Consider the following 16,696-nt stretch of genomic DNA (forward strand, 5'->3'; position numbering starts at 1 on the left):
TCGCGACGGCTGAGGGAAGACTAGCGGGTCGCCGAGACGATCATCTTTCCGGTGTTGTCGCCGCGCAGCAGGCCGAGGAAGGCGTCCACGCCGTTCTCGATGCCCTCGACGAAGGTCTCGCGGTGCTTCAGCTCGCCCGAGGCGAGCCAGCCGCCGACCTCCTGGACGAACTGGTTCTGCAGGCCGTAGTGGTCGCCGACGAGGACGCCCTGGAGCCGCAGCCGCTTGCCGATGATCATCGCCATGTTCCGCGGACCGGGGACCGGCTCGGTGTCGTTGTACTGGGCGATCATGCCGCAGATGGTGGCGCGGCCGTGCACGTTGAGCGAGGAGATCGCGGCTTCGAGGTGGTCCCCGCCGACGTTGTCGAAGTAGACGTCGATGCCGTCCGGGGCGGCCTCGCGGAGCTGGTCCTTGACCGGGCCGTTCTTGTAGTTGAAGGCGGCGTCGAAGCCGAGCTCCTCGACGAGGAACTTGACCTTCTCGTCGGAGCCGGCCGAGCCGATGACCCGGGAGGCGCCCTTGAGCTTCGCCATCTGGCCGACCTGGCTGCCGACGGCGCCGGCCGCGCCGGAGACGAAGACGGCGTCGCCCTCCTTGAAGGAGGCGACCTCGAAGAGGCCGGCGTAGGCCGTGAGGCCGGTCATGCCGAGCACGCCGAGGTACGCGGAGAGGGGCGCGAGCGCCGGGTCGACCTTGGTGGCGCCCTTGGCCGGGACGTCGGCGTACTCGCGCCAGCCGAGGCCGTGCAGGACGTGGTCGCCGACGGCGAAGCCCTCGGCGTTGGAGGCGATGACCTCACCGACCGCGCCGCCGTCCATGGGGTGGTCGAGCTGGAAGGGCGGGATGTACGACTTCACGTCGTTCATCCGGCCGCGCATGTACGGGTCGACGGAGAAGTGCAGGTTGCGCACGAGGATGCGGCCCTCGGCCGGCTCGGCGACCGGGGTCTCGCGCAGGGCGAAGTCCGCCGGAACGGGCCAGCCGTGCGGACGGGCGACGAGGTGCCACTCACGGCTGGACGCGGGAAGAACGGACATGAGCACGGCCTCCAGGCAAAGCTTGACATCACAAAAGGTTCACTGACTGAAACAACCATGCGCCTGGATATTTCATGTTGTCAAGTATCTGGGTAGACTGAGTCCCATGGCCACCACACGCACGGACCCCCTGACCCTCGAAGTCGTCGAGCTGATCGGCACGGTCGTGGCGCGCTACTACGAGGAGTACGAGCAGGCGGCCGCGCAGCACGCGCTGACCGGCGCCCAGGCCCGCGTCCTCGGCCTGCTCTCGCTCGATCCGCTGCCGATGCGCCGCATCGCGCAGAAGCTGAAGTGCGAGCCCTCCAACATCACCGGGATCGTCGACCGCCTGGAGGCCCGCGGTCTGGTCGAGCGCAAGCCCGACCCGGACGACCGGCGGGTCAAGCTGGCCGTCCCCACGGACGAGGGCCGGGACACCGCCCGCCGCCTCCGCGAGTCCCTCGACTTCGCGCGCGAACCGCTCGGCGAGCTGACCGAGGCCGAGCGGACCCTGCTGCGGGACCTGCTGAAGCGGATGCTGGGCGTCGACGCGGCGTAAGGCCGGCCCGCGCTACACGCACCACCAGAGGAACCGGGTGCACGTCGGCTCCGGGCTGGGCGTCGGGCTCTGGCTCGGCGTGGGGCCGGTGGTCGACGGCCCGGGCGTACCGGGCGCACCCGAGCCGGTCGGCGCCGGGCCGCTCGCCGTCGGGGACGCGGTCGCGCCGGGCGGGGCGGACGGGGAGGCGGGTCCCGTGGTCGCCGGCGCGGTGGCCGGGGCGCCACCGGTCCCCCGGCCGGCGCCGGAGCCGGCACCCGTGCCCGTACCGGAGCCCGTACCACTACCCGTACCCGAGCCGGATCCCGAGCCGCTGCTCACCTGGCGGGGGCGTGCGGGGACGGAGCTCGGTGCGTCCGTCGCCGGGGCCGGGCTCGTCCCCTCCGGCGTCTCGGAGGGCTCCGCGGGCGTGGGAGGCATCGGGGTCTCGGTGACCTCCAGCTCCTCGACGGCCGTGGCGGCGCCGTCCTGCGGCGGGTCATCGAGGGCGAGCTTCGCCAGGGTCAGCGTCCCGGCCGCGAGGACCAGCCCCACCGTTCCCACCAGGACCGTACGGCCCCGGCGCGAGCGCGAGCCCCTCCCCCGCCGGGCGGTGGAGCGGCCCCGCGAGGCGGCGCGACGCCCGCCGGGGGCGGGGCGCGGCGGTTCGAGGACGTCCAGCTCGAAGACGTGCTCGGGCGCGGGCCGGTCGGGGTCGTCGTGGTCCCCGGACGCCTCCGGGGGGTCGTAGGTCCCGGACGCGTCCGGGGGCACCGGCGCGTCCGGGGGCACCGATGTCCCGGGCGACTCGTAGATCGCGGGGCGCATCGGCTCACCGTAGACGCCGGGGCGGGGCGGCTCGCCGTAGGCCGATTGCCCGTTCGGCGCACCGTAGGCCGCCTGCCCGTTCGGCGCACCGTAGGCCGATTGCCCGTTCGGCGCACCGTAGGCCGCGGGCGCGGGCGGCCCGCCGTACGGCGCCGACTGGTTCTGCCCGCCGTACGGCGCGGCCTGGTTCTGCCCGCCGTACAGCGCGGACTGGTTCGGCGTCTCGTAGACCGCGGGCCGGGTCGGCCCGCCGTAGCTGTGGTCCGGGGTGTGGACCGGTATGTGGGGGGTCTCGTACCGCAGTTCCTCGACGGGAGTCCCGCACCCGGCACAGGCGAGGGCCCCGTTGAGATGCCGCCGGCACGCGTGGCAGTAGTCCATGGGGCCCGCAGGCTATGTCGCCCGGTGCGGCGTCAGGTAGGCGCGGAAGTGAGGATCCTGTGTGGAAACCGCAGGTCGTCGGCGGTGCGCCGCGATTCTCCCGCTTCGGGTGGGATGACCTCCGCCGTGCTCCTCACCCGGAGTGCGGCCGCCGACACGGCCCGCACCGGAGCCCCGGGCGGCGCAGCCCAGCGCGCGCCGCGCCCCGGACGGCCGGACGATGCGAACAGGACCGCGAATCGCGACCCGCCTCGCCCGTGCCAGCACCGCACTCCGGAGGATCCGCCGTGACCGTCAGCCTTGAGCAGCTGCGTCGTTGCCATGTCGCCGTCGACCTGGGTGCCGCCCGCACCCGGGTCTTCGTCAAGGGCGCCGGACTCGTCGTCGACGAGCCGAGCGTCGCCGCAGTCAACACCCGTACCGGAGCGCTGATCGCCGTCGGCGCCCTCGCCGAGAAGATGACCGGCCGCACCCCCGACTACATCCGGGTCGTGCGCCCGGTCTCGGGCGGCACGGTCGTCGACATCGAGATGGCGCAGCGGATGCTCCGTCACCTCCTCGGCGAGAAGCTGCGCCGGCAGCTGCGCCGCAAGCCCCGGCTGCGCGCGGCGGCCTGCACCCCGCACGACAGCGATCCGCTGGCGCAGCGCGCCGCCGTGGAGACCCTCGTCGGTCTCGGGGCGCGCCGGGTCGAGCTGGTCGACACCCTGATCGCGGCGGCCGTGGGCTGCGGGCTTCCCGTCGAGCAGCCGACCGCGACGATGATCCTGGTGTGCGGGGCGGCGACCACGCAGGTCGCGGTGCTCTCGCTCGGCGCGATCGTCACGGCGGAGCGGATGCCGGTCGGCGGCGACGCCATCGACCACGCCGTCATCCAGCACCTGCGCCACCACCACGAGCTGATGCTGCCGAGCCAGTCGGTGCGCCCGCTGCAACTCGCCCTCAGCGGCAACGGCCTGACCACGCAGGGTCCCGCCTGGACGGAGATCCACGGCCGGGACGTCGCCACGGGCCTGGCCCGTTCGGTGACCGTCGACACCGCCGCCGTGCGGGACGCGATCCACACGCCGCTGACGGCGGTCCTCGACGGCATCGGGAAGGTGCTGCGGGACTGCCCGCCGGACCTGGTGGCCGACCTCGCGGACCGCGGGATCATGATGGTCGGCGGCAGCGCCCTGCTGCCGGGGCTCGACCAGATGCTGCGCGAGGCGACCGGGATGCCGGTGCACATCGCGGAACGGCCGGACGTCTGCGCGGTCCTCGGCCTCGGCGCGATGCTGGAGGGCAGGGTCCAGCCGATGGTCCTCGACCCGCTGGCCGAGCGCGACCCGCTCGCCGACGAGGACTGATATCGACCGGAACCGGGGGATTCGTACGACAATGAGACCATGACGATCATGGACGAGGACGCCGAGGCCGAGGACGCGGACACCGAGGACGGCACGAAAGCTCCCCGCCTGCCCATGCTGCTCGAAGCGGTCCTCAGCGTCGGCACGGACCTCGAACTCCGCGCCACCCTCCAGCACATCGTGGACTCCGCCACCGAGCTGACCGGAGCCCGCCACGGGGCGCTCGGGGTCGTCGACCCCGAGCGTCACCGCCTCACCGAGCTCTTCACCTCCGGCATGACGGACGAGGAGCGGCAGCGGATCGGCCGTCCCGACGACCTGACGGCCGATGCGCACCCGGCCGGCGTCACCCGGGACCGGCTCGGTGTCCCGATCCGGGTGCACACCCAGGTCTTCGGCCATCTGTACCTCACCGAGAAGCGCGCGGGCGGCTTCACCGAGGAGGACCTCGCCCTGCTGCGGGTCCTCGCCTCCCAGGCCGGGATCGCCATCGGCAACGCCCGGCTGTACGAGACGGCCCGCAAGCGGGAGCGCTGGATCGAGGGCGCGGCCGCGGTGACCACGGCGCTGCTCACCGGCGCCCCCGCCGAGAACGCCCTGACGACGGTCGCCGAGCGGGCCCGCATCCTCGCCGACGCCTCGGCCGGGGTGGTCCTCCAGCCCACCGAGGAGGGCGGGATGGAGATCGTCGCCGCCTCCACCATGGACGATCCGGGGGACCTGGTCGGCACGACGATCGCGCCCGGCTCCCCCGTCCTGGTCCAACTCCTGGGCGGGGAGCCGGTCTTCATCGAGGACTCGGCGACGGACCCCCGGATGACCACCCCCGTACGGTCCCGTTTCGGGCCGTCGATGATGCTGCCGCTGCAGAGCGGCGGGAAGCTCATCGGCACCCTCGCCCTGCCCCGGCGGCGCGGCGGCGCGCCCTACTCGGCCGTGGACCGGCTGCTCGCCTCGCAGTTCGCCTCGCAGGCGGCGCTCGCGCTGGTCCTCGCGGACGCGCGGCACGACCGGGAGCGGCTCGCGGTCTTCGAGGACCGCGACCGGATCGCACGGGACCTGCACGACCTGGTGGTGCAGCGGCTGTTCGCCACCGAGATGATGCTGGAGTCCACGCGTCGGCGGGCCGCCGGCTCCTCCGACGAGAACCTGCTGCTCGGCCGGGCCGTGGACGAACTGGACTCGACGATCCAGGAGGTCCGCACGACCATCTTCGCCCTCCAGCAGCCGCCCGCGGACGCGCCGGCCTCCTTCCGGGGACGGGTGCTGTGCGAGACCGGCGGTGCGGCGGCCCTGCTGGGCTTCCAGCCGTCCGTGCACTTCTCGGGCGCGGTCGACACGCTCGTGGACGAGGAGACGGCGGACAAGCTCCTCGCCGTGCTGCGCGGAGCGCTCGCGGCCGCGCACCGGCGGGCCGGGGTCGGTGCGATCACGGTCGAGGTGTCGGCGGGAGAGGGCGGCGTCCGGCTGCGCGTGGAGGACGACGGCGCGCCGCCGACGACGGTGACCTGGCCCTGACCCGTACGGCCCAACCCGGCGCGCCGGGCTTTGTCCCCGGATCTTGACTGATGACGTGACCACCGAGACCAAGCCCCCGACAGCGGCGGCCTACCGCAATCTGGTGATGGCCACGATCGGCTTCACGCTCACCTTCTGGGCGTGGGACCTGATCGCACCGATCGCGAGCTGGTACGGGGACCGGCTCGAACTCAGCTCCTTCCAGCAGTCGCTGCTGGTGGCGGTGCCCGTCCTGGTCGGCTCGGTCGGTCGCATCCCGGCCGGGGCGCTGACCGACAGGTACGGGGCGAAGCTGATGTTCCCGCTGGTGTCGGCGCTGACGATCGTCCCGGTGCTGCTGCTGATCGTGGTGAAGGACAGCTACGGCCTGATGCTGGTCGTCGGCTTCCTCCTCGGCCTCGGCGGCACGACGTTCGCCATCGGCATCCCGCTGGTCAACTCCTGGTTCCCGCCCGCCAAGCGCGGTCTGGCGCTCGGGGTGTTCGGCATGGGCATGGGCGGGGTGGCGCTCTCCGGCTACTTCACGCCCCGGATCGCCAGGCACGGCGAGGACCTGCCGTTCATCGTGGTGGCGATCGCGCTGGCGGCGTACGCGGTGCTCGCCGCGTTCCTGATCACGGACCGCCCGGACCGTCCGGTGCCGACGGCGTCCCTGGCGAGCCGCCTGGGCTCGGCGGCCCGGCTGCGGGTGACCTGGGAGCTGTCGGCGCTGTACGCGATCGGGTTCGGCGGCATCGTGGCGTTCGGCGTGTACCTGCCGACGTACCTGAAGACCTGGTACGCACTCGACCCGACGGACGCGGGCACGAAGGCGGCCGGGTTCGCCCTGGTGACGGTCGTGTTCCGCCCGATCGGCGGCTGGCTCTCGGACCGGATCCATCCGGCGCTCGTCACGGCCGTCGCGCTGGGGGTGGTCGCCCTCCTCGCGATCGTCCAGGCCTTCGACCCGCCCCTGAACCCGGGCGGCACGACGGCCCTGCTCATCATGGCCGCCGGGCTCGGCACGGCGAGCGGCTCCGTCTTCGCCCTGGTCTCCCAGGTCACCCCGCAGGCCAAGGTCGGCAGCGTGACGGGCATCGTCGGCGCGATGGGCGGCCTCGGCGGCTTCCTGCCGCCGTTGGTGATGGGCGCGATCTACAGCGCGAAGGGCTCGTACTCGATCGGCTTCATGCTGCTGTCGGACCTGGCGCTGGCGGGGTGTGTGTACGCGTACGGGCGGATGCGGGGGATCGTGCCGGGCGCCGGGGAACCGGACCCCGAGCGGGCCAAGGTCACGGCGGACCGCTCGTAGGGGCAGTCCTGAGGACGCCCCTGGGGGCAGCCCTCAGGCACCGGGCAGCCCTCAGGCGCCCACCCCCAGGAAGCGCAGTACGGCCAGGACCCGGCGGTGGTCGGCGTCCGCCTTGGGGAGATCGAGCTTGGACAGGATGCTGTTGATGTGCTTGGCGACCGCGCTCTCGCTGACCACGAGCCCGGCGGCGATGCCCGCGTTGGAGCGGCCCTCGGCCATGAGGGCGAGCACCTCCCGTTCGCGGGCCGTCAGCCGGTCCAGCGGATCGTTCGACCGCCGTACCAGCAACTGGGCGACGACCTGCGGATCGAGCGCGGTACCACCGTCCGCCACCCGCCGCAGCGCCTCGACGAACTCCTCCACGTCCGCGACCCGCTGCTTGAGCAGATACCCCACACCGCTGGTGTTGGCGGCGAGCAGGTCGGCCGCGTAACGCTCCTCGACGTACTGGGAGAGCAGCAGCAGGGCGGTCGACGGCCGGCTGCGGCGGATCGACAGCGCAGCACGGACCCCCTCGTCCGTGAAGCCCGGCGGCATCCGGACGTCCACCAGCGCGAGGTCGGGCCGGTGCTCCTCGACGGCGGCGAGGAGACCCTGCGCGTCGCCCACCTCGGCGGCCACCTCGAAGCCGGCCATCTCCACCACCTTGACCAGGCCCATCCGCAACAGCACGGAGTCCTCGGCGATCACCGCACGCCGCCTGCCGGACTTCTCGTGTCCCGTGCCGGCAACGGCACCCTTCAGCTCTGGCACGGCAGCTCCACGCTCATCATGGTCGGTCCCCCCAGGGGACTGCTCATCCGGAATGTTCCGTCGACGGACCGCACGCGCTGGGCGAGCCCCGTCAGGCCGCTTCCCTTCCCGGGGTCGGCCCCGCCCAGGCCGTCGTCCGCGATCACCACCCGCAGTATTCCGCCCAGCAGGGTGGCCGTCACCTCCGCCCGGGTCGCGTCCCGTGCGTGCTTGGCGACGTTCGTCAGCGCTTCGGAGACCACGAAGTAGGCGACGGCCTCCACGGCTGGCGCGCATCGCCACGGCAGGTCCGCCCTCAGCCGCACGGGCAGCGGGGCGCGGGCCGCGAGTCCCGACAGCGCCGCGTCGAGACCGAGTTCGTCCAGGACGGCGGGATGCAGCCCCCGCACGAGACCGCTCAGCTCCTCGATCGCCTCCTTCGCCTCCCGGTGTGCCGTGTCGATCACCTCGCGCGCCTCCGGCGGCAGATCCACCAGGGTGGCCTTGGCCAGGCCCAGGTTCAGCGCGAGGGACACCAGTCGCTGCTGCGCGCCGTCGTGCAGGTCCCGTTCGATGCGCCGTCGTTCCGCGTTCGCGGCGTCCACCGCGCCGGCCCGGCTCTCGGTGAGGTCCTCGACCCGCCGCGCCAGGTCCTCCTCCCTGCTGCGGCCGAGCAGGGTGGGGACCACCTGGGTCTCCAGGCGTACGAGGGCCGCCGCCAGGGGCGGGACGGCGGCCAGCACGGCCAGTCCCGCCACGGAGACGTAGGCCGCCTGCGTGGCGTAGCCGAGGTGGTCCATCCGCCACTGCCGGGGCAGCGCGTAGACCCACAGCGAGGCCAGGGCCGCGGCGGCTCCGGCCACCAGCAGCGCGACCACCAGCGCTTCGAGCCCGCCGAACAGCGCCCCGGCCAGGCTGTGGTAGCCGAACTGTCGCCATGGCCGCCGCCATCCCGGGCGGGGGATGTCGATCCCGAGCAGCCGCCGGAAGCGCCAGGACTGGGCCACGGTCAGCGCCGGCACGGAGACCGCCGTCACCAGGAGCGCGAGCCCGAGGACGTACGGCGCGCTGCCGTCGTTTCCCGCGACGATCTCCCACACGAGGCCGAGGACCACGAACAGCAGGAAGCCCATGAGGAGATGGAGCGGCACCCCGAGAGCGAGGAACGAGGTGTCGCGCGTCAGCCGGGTGAGCGCCCGCCGCAGCCGGGGCCGGATCTTCATGATCCCACCGTAGGGGCCGGTCCCCACGGCCTGCCATGAACCTGTCGTCCGCAACGGGGGTGTAGCCAGTGCCACCCCAGGACGGACAACGGTGTTACTGACTCCGGGGGCCGGAGACCGGAGGGTTGATCACGAGCCCGACGGCCGGGTTCGCGACAGCGAAAGAGACCTCCGACATGGCCACCACCTCCCTCATCCCCCTTGCCGCTGACGCCAGTCGCCCCTCCGCCGACATCCCTCGCCTCAGCCTCGCCCGCCGCCGGCAGGCCCGCCTGCTCATGGGCGCCGGCCTCGCCCTGCTGCCCTGGCTCGGTTACCTCGCCGGCACCCTGCCGCCCGCCGAGGCCGCCGCCTGGGTCACCCTCGACGCCCTGGAGGCCGCCGCGCTGCTCACCGCCGGCAGCCGTCTGTCGCGCGGCGACGCCCGTCACCGCGCGCCCGCGGCCGCGGCGGCGGTGCTCCTCCTCGCCGACGCCTGCATCGATCTCGCCACCTGCGCCTCCGGCCCGGAACTGGCCGTCGCCGTCGCCATGGCCGTGGCCGCGGAACTCCCCCTCGCGGCCCTGTGCGCGGTCATCGCCGCGCGCCCGTCACGGAGTGGTCCCCGACCCGGGTCATCGGCCACGCCGCTCCCGCGGCCCGGGCAGAATTCCTCCTGGTAGCCCCTGCCGTCGACGACCCGAGGAGTACGACCGGTGAGTGCGCTCTTGCCCGCCCTGCAGGACCCGTCCGACCGCCCCGCCCTGCGCTTCGGCCCGGACGTCCTGACCTACGACGAACTCGCCCGCGCCGCCTCCGCCCTCGCCGCCCGCATCCGTACCGCCCGGCGCGTCGCCGTGTGGGCGACGCCCTCCGCCCGTACCGCCGTCGCCGTCGTCGCCGCTCTGCTGGCCGGCGTCCCCGCCGTACCGCTCAACCCCCGCACCGGTGAGCGGGAGCTGGCGCACATCCTCGGCGACAGCGAGCCCGACCTCGTGCTCGCGGGGCCGGAGGACGAGCTGCCGACCGCGCTCCCCCGTATCGACGTGGAGCTCACCGGGGACGAGACGACCCCCTGGCCCCCCGTCGACCCCGAGTCCCCCGCGCTCGTCGTCTACACCTCCGGCACCACCGGTCCTCCGAAGGGCGTGCTCCTCTCCCACCGGGCCGTCGCCGCCTCCCTCGACGCGCTGGCCGAGGCCTGGGCCTGGACGGAGGACGACGTCCTGGTGCACGCGCTGCCGTTGTTCCACGTCCACGGGCTCGTCCTCGGCATCCTGGGCCCGCTGCGGCGCGGTGGCGAGGTCCGGCACCTGGGGGCCTTCTCGACGGAGGGCGTCCGGCGGGAGCTGGGCGACGGGGGGACCATGCTCTTCGGCGTACCGACGATGTACCACCGGATCGCCGACGCCCTGGACGGGGACGCGCGCCTCACCGGCGCCCTGGCCCGCGCCCGGCTCCTCGTCTCCGGATCCGCCGCGCTCCCCGTGCACGACCACGAGCGGATCACCGCCGCGACGGGCCGGACCGTCGTGGAGCGGTACGGGATGACCGAGACGCTCATGAACACCAGCGTGCGGCCGGGCGGCGAGCCCCGCCCGGGGACCGTCGGGACCCCGCTCGCGGGCGTGGACCTGCGGCTCGTGGACGAGGACGGCTCCGTGCTCGCGGAGCTCGACGGGGAGTCGGTCGGCGAGGTGCAGGTGCGCGGACCGAACCTCTTCTCCGGCTATCTCAACCGGCCGGACGCGACGGCCGCCGCCTTCGACGGCGACTGGTTCCGCACCGGCGACATGGCGGTCCGTGAGGCGGACGGCGGGGTGCGTCTGGTGGGCCGCAAGGCGACGGACCTGATCAAGAGCGGCGGCTACAAGATCGGGGCGGGCGAGATCGAGAACGCGCTGCTCGACCACCCCGGCGTCCGCGAGGCCGCCGTCACGGGCGAGCCCGACCCGGACCTCGGCGAGCGGATCGTGGCCTGGGTGGTGCCGCAGGACGGGGAGAAGCCGCCGGCCGAGGCGGATCTGGCCGACCACGTGGCGGGGCTGCTCGCCCCGCACAAGCGTCCCCGGGTGGTCCGCTACCTCGACGCCCTCCCCCGCAACGACATGGGCAAGGTGCTGAAGAAGGCGTTGCCGGGCGCACGTTGACCGAGTGAAGGCCGGGCCCCCGGCAGAAAGGGGGCCCGGCCTTCCCTACGTACCTACTTCACGCCGACCGCGCGGATCAGCTCCTGCGTCACGGAGCCGCCCCGGTCGTCGCTCGCCCCGGCCCGCAGCGAGACGGAGCCCGCCCCGGACGGGATCCGCAGCTCACCGGTCCAGGAGGCGCCGCGCCACGACTTCTTGAGGGCGACCTTCGTCCAGGTCGTGCCCTCGTCGTAGGAGACCTCCAGGGTGCCGGTGCCGATCGTGCCGGTGCCGGCCGCGCCCTGGACGTACGAGGCGGAGATCCCGACGGGCAGCCGGCTGCCGGCGCGGACGTCGCCGTACAGGTCGGTGTCCAGGTCGAGGCCGAGGTTGAGCAGCGGCAGGTAGGTGACCTTGTCGGAGGGCGTCTCGGCGGAGCGGAAGGTCCACTCGCTGTGGCCCTTGGTGGCGAGCCGCCAGCGGTCCGCGGCGAGCGCGGTGTCGGTGACGACCTTGTACGTGGCCTCCTCCGCCGGCGCGTCCCAGGCGTAGGCGCCGGAGCTCTTCTTGCGGTCGACGCGGACGCCGTTCACGTACACCTCGGTGTACTGGGTCATCGTGTCGTCGCTCCACACGTTGCCGAAGCCGGTGTGGTCGCCGCCGGAGTCGCCCCAGCCGGGGGTGTTGAAGCGCAGGTCGTTGCCGGTGCGCTGCTGGCCCCAGCCGAGGCCGGTGCCCAGCCAGGGGTGCCAGACGGGGCCGAACCAGTCGAGGGCGACGCGGCTGCCGCCCCGGTAGACGGACTGGCCGCCGCGCTGCTCCAGGGAGTCGCCGAGGTCGACGGACTCGTGCCAGCGCTGGCCGGTGCCGGTGGAGACGTACTCGGTGCGCTCGGCCGGGAAGGCGATCCACTCCTTGAAGCCGAAGCCGATCCGGAAGGTGTCGGTGAGGGAGTAGCGGAACTCGCCGCCGAGCTCCTTGCGCCTGGTCGGCATGCGGAACGTGGAGTCGATGGTGGCGAGTTCGTCCTCGTCGGGCCGGAGGACGAGGTCCGTGCCGATGGCGCCGGGGTGCCCTTCGGAGAGGTCGTAGGTGTACGGGGTGAAGCGGGTGCCGGTGAGGTCGGCGCGCAGGCCGCGGGCGGCGCCGGCGGCGAGCCGGGCGGCGTCGGCGGTGTTCACGGTGGCGACGGCGAGCGGCCGGTCCTCGTAGGCGTCGGTGCCGAACCACGTCATGAGCCGGCCGGGCCGGTCGTCGGTGACGAACAGGGCCTTGGCGCCCGCGTCCTGGGCGGTCTGGGCGAGCCGCGTCGGGTCGGCGCCCTCGGTGAGCCGGACGAGCACGGCCTTGCCGGTGACGTCCTTGCCGGTGTACTCGGCGGGGGTGCCGGTGCCCGCGTCGGCGAGGCCGAGGCGGTGGCGGCCTTCGAGGAGGGTGCCGCCGGCCTGCGGGGTGGCGTCGGAGAGCCGGACGCCGTCGACGGACGCTTCCAGGAGCGGCTTGCCGAGCCGCCAGACGGTCCGGTACTCGAAGGTGCCGGTGGCGGGCTTGCGGGTGGGCGCGGCGAAGATCGAGTCGTACGTCGCGGGGACCTGGACGGCTCCGCCGTAGGAGGCGCCGTTCGCCTTCCGGTCGAACTCCATGAGGAGCTGGCGGGTCTCGGTGCGCTTCTCGACCTCGGCGCGGATCTCGCGGAGCCGCCGCCCGTCGAGGGTGATCTCGCGGTCGCGGTCGAGGACGATCTCGGGCTCGGTGAGGAAGCCGAGGCCGAGGGAGTCCGCGCCGTGGGAGCCGCGCACGTCGAGGAAGGTGTCGACGGTGTACGTGCCGGGCTTGAGGCGCAGTTCGAGGGTGCCGGACTCGCCGACGGCGGCCGGGAAGGGGTCCTCGCCCTCGGCGAGCTTCTGCACGCCGAGGTGGGCGGGGGCGGGGGCGCCGTCGCGGTCCTTGACGTGGACGGTGAGGGTGTAGCGCTCCTCCTCCTTCACCAGGCCGAGCGCGGTGTGCGCGACGGGCGTCCCGCCGGCGGTGGCGGTGATCCGGCCGGAGGACTGTCCGACGGGGGCCCGGGTGCCGTCGCCGGTGACGGTGGTGGACGCGGAGCCGTGGGCGGGGACGGTGAGGGCGGTGTCGGCGAGGGTGGCGACGCCGGCGGGCATGCCCTCGACGGCGAGGTTCAGCTCGACGGGGGCGTCGGAGGAGTTGGTGTAGGTGACGGTCCGGGTGACCGGCTTGCTCTCCTGGTACGGCCAGGAGGTGAAGCCCAGGTCGGCGGAGCCGGTGGCGGTGATGTCCGCGGCGATCGCGGCGGCGACGTCGACCCGGCCGGCGCCGAGTTCGTACGCGCCGGCGTCGAGGGTCTTCGAGGAGGACATGAGCGCGTTCTTGAGCTGGGCGCCGGTCCAGTCGGGGTGCTGCTCGGCGAGCAGCGCGGCGACGCCGGCGACGTGCGGGGTCGCCATCGACGTCCCGCTCATCGAGGTGTAGGGGCCGCTGCCGGAGACGAGCCGGGAGCGGGCGGCGAGGATGTCCACGCCGGGCGCCGACACGTCGGGCTTGAGGGCCTGGTCGCCGTGGCGGGGGCCCTGGCTGGTGAAGTAGGCGGCGCGGTCGGCGGAGTCGACGGCGCCGACGGTGAGCGCGGAGTCGGCGGCGCCGGGCGAGCCGATGGAGCCGGGGTAGCCGGAGTTTCCGGCGGCGATGACGAAGAGGGCGCCGGTCTCGGCGGAGAGGGTGTTGACGGCCTGGGCCATCGGGTCGGTGCCGTCGCTGGGTTCGCGGGAGCCGAGGCTCATCGAGACGATCTTCGCGTCGATGTCCTTGGCGGCCCATTCCATGCCCGCGATGATCTGCGACTCGGTGCCGGAGCCCTCGTCGCTGAGGACCTTGCCGACGGCGAGGGTGGCGCCGGGGGCGACGCCCTTCTCCTTGCCGTCGCTCGCGGCGCCGGAGCCGCCGACGGTGGAGGAGACGTGGGTGCCGTGGCCGTTGCGGTCGGCGACCTCCTGGCCCTCGATGAAGGACCTGGTCTCGGTGATCCGGCCCGCGAGGTCGGGGTGGCCGAGGTCGGCGCCGGTGTCGAGGACGGCGACCTTGACGCCCTTGCCGGTGAGCCCGGCCTCCCAGGCCTTCGGGGTGCCGATCTGGGTGTTGGACTCGGCCATGGCGGCGTCGACGCGGCCGTCGAGCCAGACCTTGCCGGGACCGGGGTCGGCGGCGCGGGCGGTCCGGGTGCCGCGCGCGGTGAAGTCCTGCCAGAAGGCGGCGGGGTCGGTGGCGGTGACGGCGGCGCCGCCGATGCTGGGCAGGGTACGGACGGTCCGGGTGCCGCGCGGGGCGGCGGCGCCGCTCCGGGCGGTCGTGGCTCCGTTCGTGACGATCAGCGGGAGGTCGCCGGTGATGCCCTGCTCGACGAGGCCGGTGACGTCGAAGAGGCGCGGGTCGAGGGCGCCGGAGTCCAGGTAGGGGCGGGCCTCGTCGGGGACGACGGTGACGCGGCCGTTCACGGTCCGGCTGCGTATCGCGCCGGTGGCGCCCTTCGCCCGGTCGACGGTGACGGTCCTGGCGCCGTCGCCGAGCTCGGTGAGGGTGACCCGGTCGCCGGTGACGAGGGTGACGGTGCTGCTCGTCGCGGGCGCCTTGAAGGTGTCCGGCACAGGGGGGGCGGTGTTCGCGGCGGCGGCGGTCTGCCCGGCCGAGAGCATCACGAGGGAGATGCCCGCGGCGAGCAGCGCGGCCCTCCCTCTGTCGAAGGGTGCGGTCCTCGACGTCATCGTGGGAACTCCTCGCGGACCCGGGGTCGGGGTGGTTCCGGGTGCCGCGAGGAGTCTTGGCCTGTGGGGCGGGAGTTGACCCCTGTCACTCCTGGCGGTTATGTGCCGTGGCGGCCAACCGCCAGGAGCGGACGGGTCGTTGGGGACATTCGGTCACGGAGTCGGATCGAGGGCGTCATAGCGGCGGAATCCGCGTCCGTAGAGGGCGAGGAGTCCGATCGCCAGGACGCAGGCGATCCCGCCGCCGGTGATGGCGACCGCGGGCGAGGTGAGGTCGGCGACGGAGCCCGCGAGGAAGTCGCCGAGCCGGGGCCCGCCCGCGACGACCACGATGAAGACGCCCTGGAGCCGGCCGCGCATCTCGTCCGGGGCGGCGACCTGCATCATCGTGTTCCGGAAGATCATCGAGACGGTGTCGGAGTAGCCGGCGAGGGCGAGCAGCAGCAGCCCGAGCCAGAGGTTCCGGGTCAGTCCGAAGACGGCGATGGCGGTGCCCCAGGCGGCGACGGCGAGGAGGATCGCCTGCCCGTGGTGGCGGATGCGGCCCTGCCAGCCGGAGAGGACGCCGCCGAGGAGCGCCCCGAAGGCGGGGGCGGCGACGAGGAGTCCGGTGGTCTTCGCGTCGCCGCCGAACCAGAGGACGGCGACGGCCGGGAACAGGGCGCGGGGGTGGGCGAGGATCATCGCGCAGAAGTCCGAGAAGAACGTCATGCGCAGGTTGGGGCGGGTGGCGAGGAAGCGCAGCCCGTCGAGGACGGAGGCCCGCTTGCCGCCCGACCGCTCCGGGAGCATGGACGGCAGCCGCCACATGGCGTAGAGGCTCGCGGAGAAGGCGGCGACGTCCACGAGGTACGCGGTCTGGTAGCCGGCGAGCCCCACGATCAGGCCGCCGAGGCTCGGCCCGACGAGCATGCCGAAGGTCATGACCATCGAGTTGAGCGCGTTGGCGGCGCGCAGCTGCTCGGGCGGCAGGAGCCGGGGGATCATCGCCGAGCGGGCGGGCGCGTTGAGCGCGGTGCACACGGCCTGGAGGGCGACGATCCCGTACAGGAACCAGACGTGGTGGAAGCCGGTGATCGCGGCGCCGGCGAGGGCGACGGAGAGCGCGGCGGAGCCGCTCGCGCTGGCGAGGCCGAGCTTGCGGCGGTCGACGGTGTCGGCGATGGCACCGCCGTACAGGCCGAAGACGACGAGCGGGACGAGGGCGAAGAGTCCGACGAGCCCGACGGAGAAGGGCGAGCGGGTGATGTCGTACACCTGGAGGGAGACGGCGAGCGACGTCATGCCCTGGCCGACCCAGGAGACGGTGTTCCCGAACCAGAGGCGGCGGTAGTCCGCGGAGGTGCGCAGCGGGGTCAGGTCGGCGAAGACCTTGCGGCGGTCCTGCTCCTGCTTCTCGGTGTCCTGGGTGGCGGTCACGCGATGTCGTACCGCAGCTCGGGGCGCTCCCAGTGGATGCGTCCGGTGGGGCGCACGGTGCCGGTGCGGACGGCGCCGGTCCGCAGGTAGAACTCCTCGGCGGGCGGGTGGGCGACGACCCGCACGGAGCCGAGCCCGGCGGTCCTGGCCTGCTCGGTCATGTGGTCCATGAGGAGCCGGCCTATGCCGCGCCCCTGGGCGGCGTCGGCGACGAACGCGAGGTCGAGCTCGGCCTCGTCGACGAGGAGCGCGTAGAACCCGAGGACGCGGCCGCCGTCGGCGTCGTCGACGGCGACGTAGACGGGGTGGTGCTCGATGTACGGCCCGCCGACCTGGTAGCCCTCGACCATGGCGGCGTAGTCGCCCCGGTAGGCCCGGGAGGTCCGCACGAGCCGGGTGAGCCGTGGGGAGTCGTCGGCGGTGGCGCGCCGGATGGTGATGTCGGACATGGATCGAGTATAGGAGCGAGGGCGGCTGATGCTCCTTACAATTTCATGAACGCGAAACGGAAGCC

The 16,696-nt window shown here is 73.6% G+C and carries 13 protein-coding genes; 6 read left to right on the top strand and 7 right to left on the bottom strand.

Annotation, left to right across the window (positions count from 1 at the left end; all coding sequences use genetic code 11):
* Positions 1-20: 20 nt before the first annotated feature.
* Positions 21-1,040, bottom strand: a complete 1,020-nt coding sequence (locus tag AB5J54_RS12955; RefSeq protein WP_369144074.1) for an NADP-dependent oxidoreductase — start codon at positions 1,038-1,040, stop codon at positions 21-23.
* Between the two features lie 106 nt (positions 1,041-1,146).
* Here AB5J54_RS12955 and AB5J54_RS12960 point away from each other — a divergent pair, with 106 nt between their 5' ends.
* Positions 1,147-1,581: a MarR family winged helix-turn-helix transcriptional regulator gene (locus tag AB5J54_RS12960; protein WP_369144075.1), complete on the top strand. Its 435-nt coding sequence runs from the start codon at positions 1,147-1,149 to the stop codon at positions 1,579-1,581.
* A gap of 12 nt (positions 1,582-1,593) precedes the next feature.
* Here the strand turns inward: AB5J54_RS12960 and AB5J54_RS12965 are convergent, their stop codons facing one another.
* A complete protein-coding gene (locus AB5J54_RS12965; protein WP_369144076.1) occupies positions 1,594-2,769 on the bottom strand; it encodes a hypothetical protein in 1,176 nt (391 codons plus the stop codon).
* Positions 2,770-3,056: 287 nt separating this feature from the next.
* Between AB5J54_RS12965 and AB5J54_RS12970 the strand changes: the two genes are divergently transcribed.
* The 3 genes from AB5J54_RS12970 (at position 3,057) to AB5J54_RS12980 (ending at position 6,927) form a co-directional block, all read left to right on the top strand.
* Complete coding sequence (locus tag AB5J54_RS12970; RefSeq protein ID WP_369144077.1) at positions 3,057-4,118, top strand: rod shape-determining protein; 1,062 nt, start codon at positions 3,057-3,059, stop codon at positions 4,116-4,118.
* A 48-nt stretch (positions 4,119-4,166) separates the two neighbouring features.
* Entirely contained in the window at positions 4,167-5,636 is a 1,470-nt protein-coding gene (locus tag AB5J54_RS12975) for a GAF domain-containing protein (RefSeq protein ID WP_369149310.1), read from the top strand.
* Positions 5,637-5,742: 106 nt separating this feature from the next.
* Positions 5,743-6,927 carry an MFS transporter gene (locus AB5J54_RS12980; protein ID WP_369149312.1) on the top strand — a complete coding sequence of 395 codons (1,185 nt, stop codon included), beginning with the start codon at positions 5,743-5,745 and terminating at the stop codon, positions 6,925-6,927.
* Between the two features lie 51 nt (positions 6,928-6,978).
* On the opposite strand, the gene AB5J54_RS12985 is transcribed toward AB5J54_RS12980, so the two are convergent.
* Both AB5J54_RS12985 and AB5J54_RS12990 read right to left on the bottom strand, forming a co-directional pair.
* Positions 6,979-7,617: a response regulator gene (locus AB5J54_RS12985; protein ID WP_369149314.1), complete on the bottom strand. Its 639-nt coding sequence runs from the start codon at positions 7,615-7,617 to the stop codon at positions 6,979-6,981.
* 50 nt (positions 7,618-7,667) lie between these two features.
* On the bottom strand, positions 7,668-8,882 hold the full coding sequence (locus tag AB5J54_RS12990; RefSeq protein WP_369144079.1) for a sensor histidine kinase: 1,215 nt from the start codon (positions 8,880-8,882) through the stop codon (positions 7,668-7,670).
* 176 nt (positions 8,883-9,058) lie between these two features.
* Between AB5J54_RS12990 and AB5J54_RS12995 the strand changes: the two genes are divergently transcribed.
* Entirely contained in the window at positions 9,059-9,544 is a 486-nt protein-coding gene (locus AB5J54_RS12995; protein WP_369144080.1) for a hypothetical protein, read from the top strand.
* A gap of 33 nt (positions 9,545-9,577) precedes the next feature.
* Entirely contained in the window at positions 9,578-11,011 is a 1,434-nt protein-coding gene (locus tag AB5J54_RS13000) for an acyl-CoA synthetase (protein ID WP_369144081.1), read from the top strand.
* A 53-nt stretch (positions 11,012-11,064) separates the two neighbouring features.
* Here the strand turns inward: AB5J54_RS13000 and AB5J54_RS13005 are convergent, their stop codons facing one another.
* The 3 genes from AB5J54_RS13005 to AB5J54_RS13015 all read right to left on the bottom strand — a co-directional run bounded on the left by AB5J54_RS13005 (position 11,065) and on the right by AB5J54_RS13015 (position 16,631).
* On the bottom strand, positions 11,065-14,763 hold the full coding sequence (locus AB5J54_RS13005; RefSeq protein WP_369144082.1) for a S8 family serine peptidase: 3,699 nt from the start codon (positions 14,761-14,763) through the stop codon (positions 11,065-11,067).
* A 153-nt stretch (positions 14,764-14,916) separates the two neighbouring features.
* Complete coding sequence (locus AB5J54_RS13010; RefSeq protein WP_369144083.1) at positions 14,917-16,182, bottom strand: MFS transporter; 1,266 nt, start codon at positions 16,180-16,182, stop codon at positions 14,917-14,919.
* Positions 16,179-16,631: a GNAT family N-acetyltransferase gene (locus AB5J54_RS13015; protein WP_369144084.1), complete on the bottom strand. Its 453-nt coding sequence runs from the start codon at positions 16,629-16,631 to the stop codon at positions 16,179-16,181. Before AB5J54_RS13015 ends, AB5J54_RS13010 begins: the two co-directional genes overlap by 4 nt.
* Between the last annotated feature and the right edge of the window lie 65 nt (positions 16,632-16,696).

It is taken from the genome of Streptomyces sp. R44 (assembly GCF_041053105.1).
Classification (GTDB): domain Bacteria; phylum Actinomycetota; class Actinomycetes; order Streptomycetales; family Streptomycetaceae; genus Streptomyces.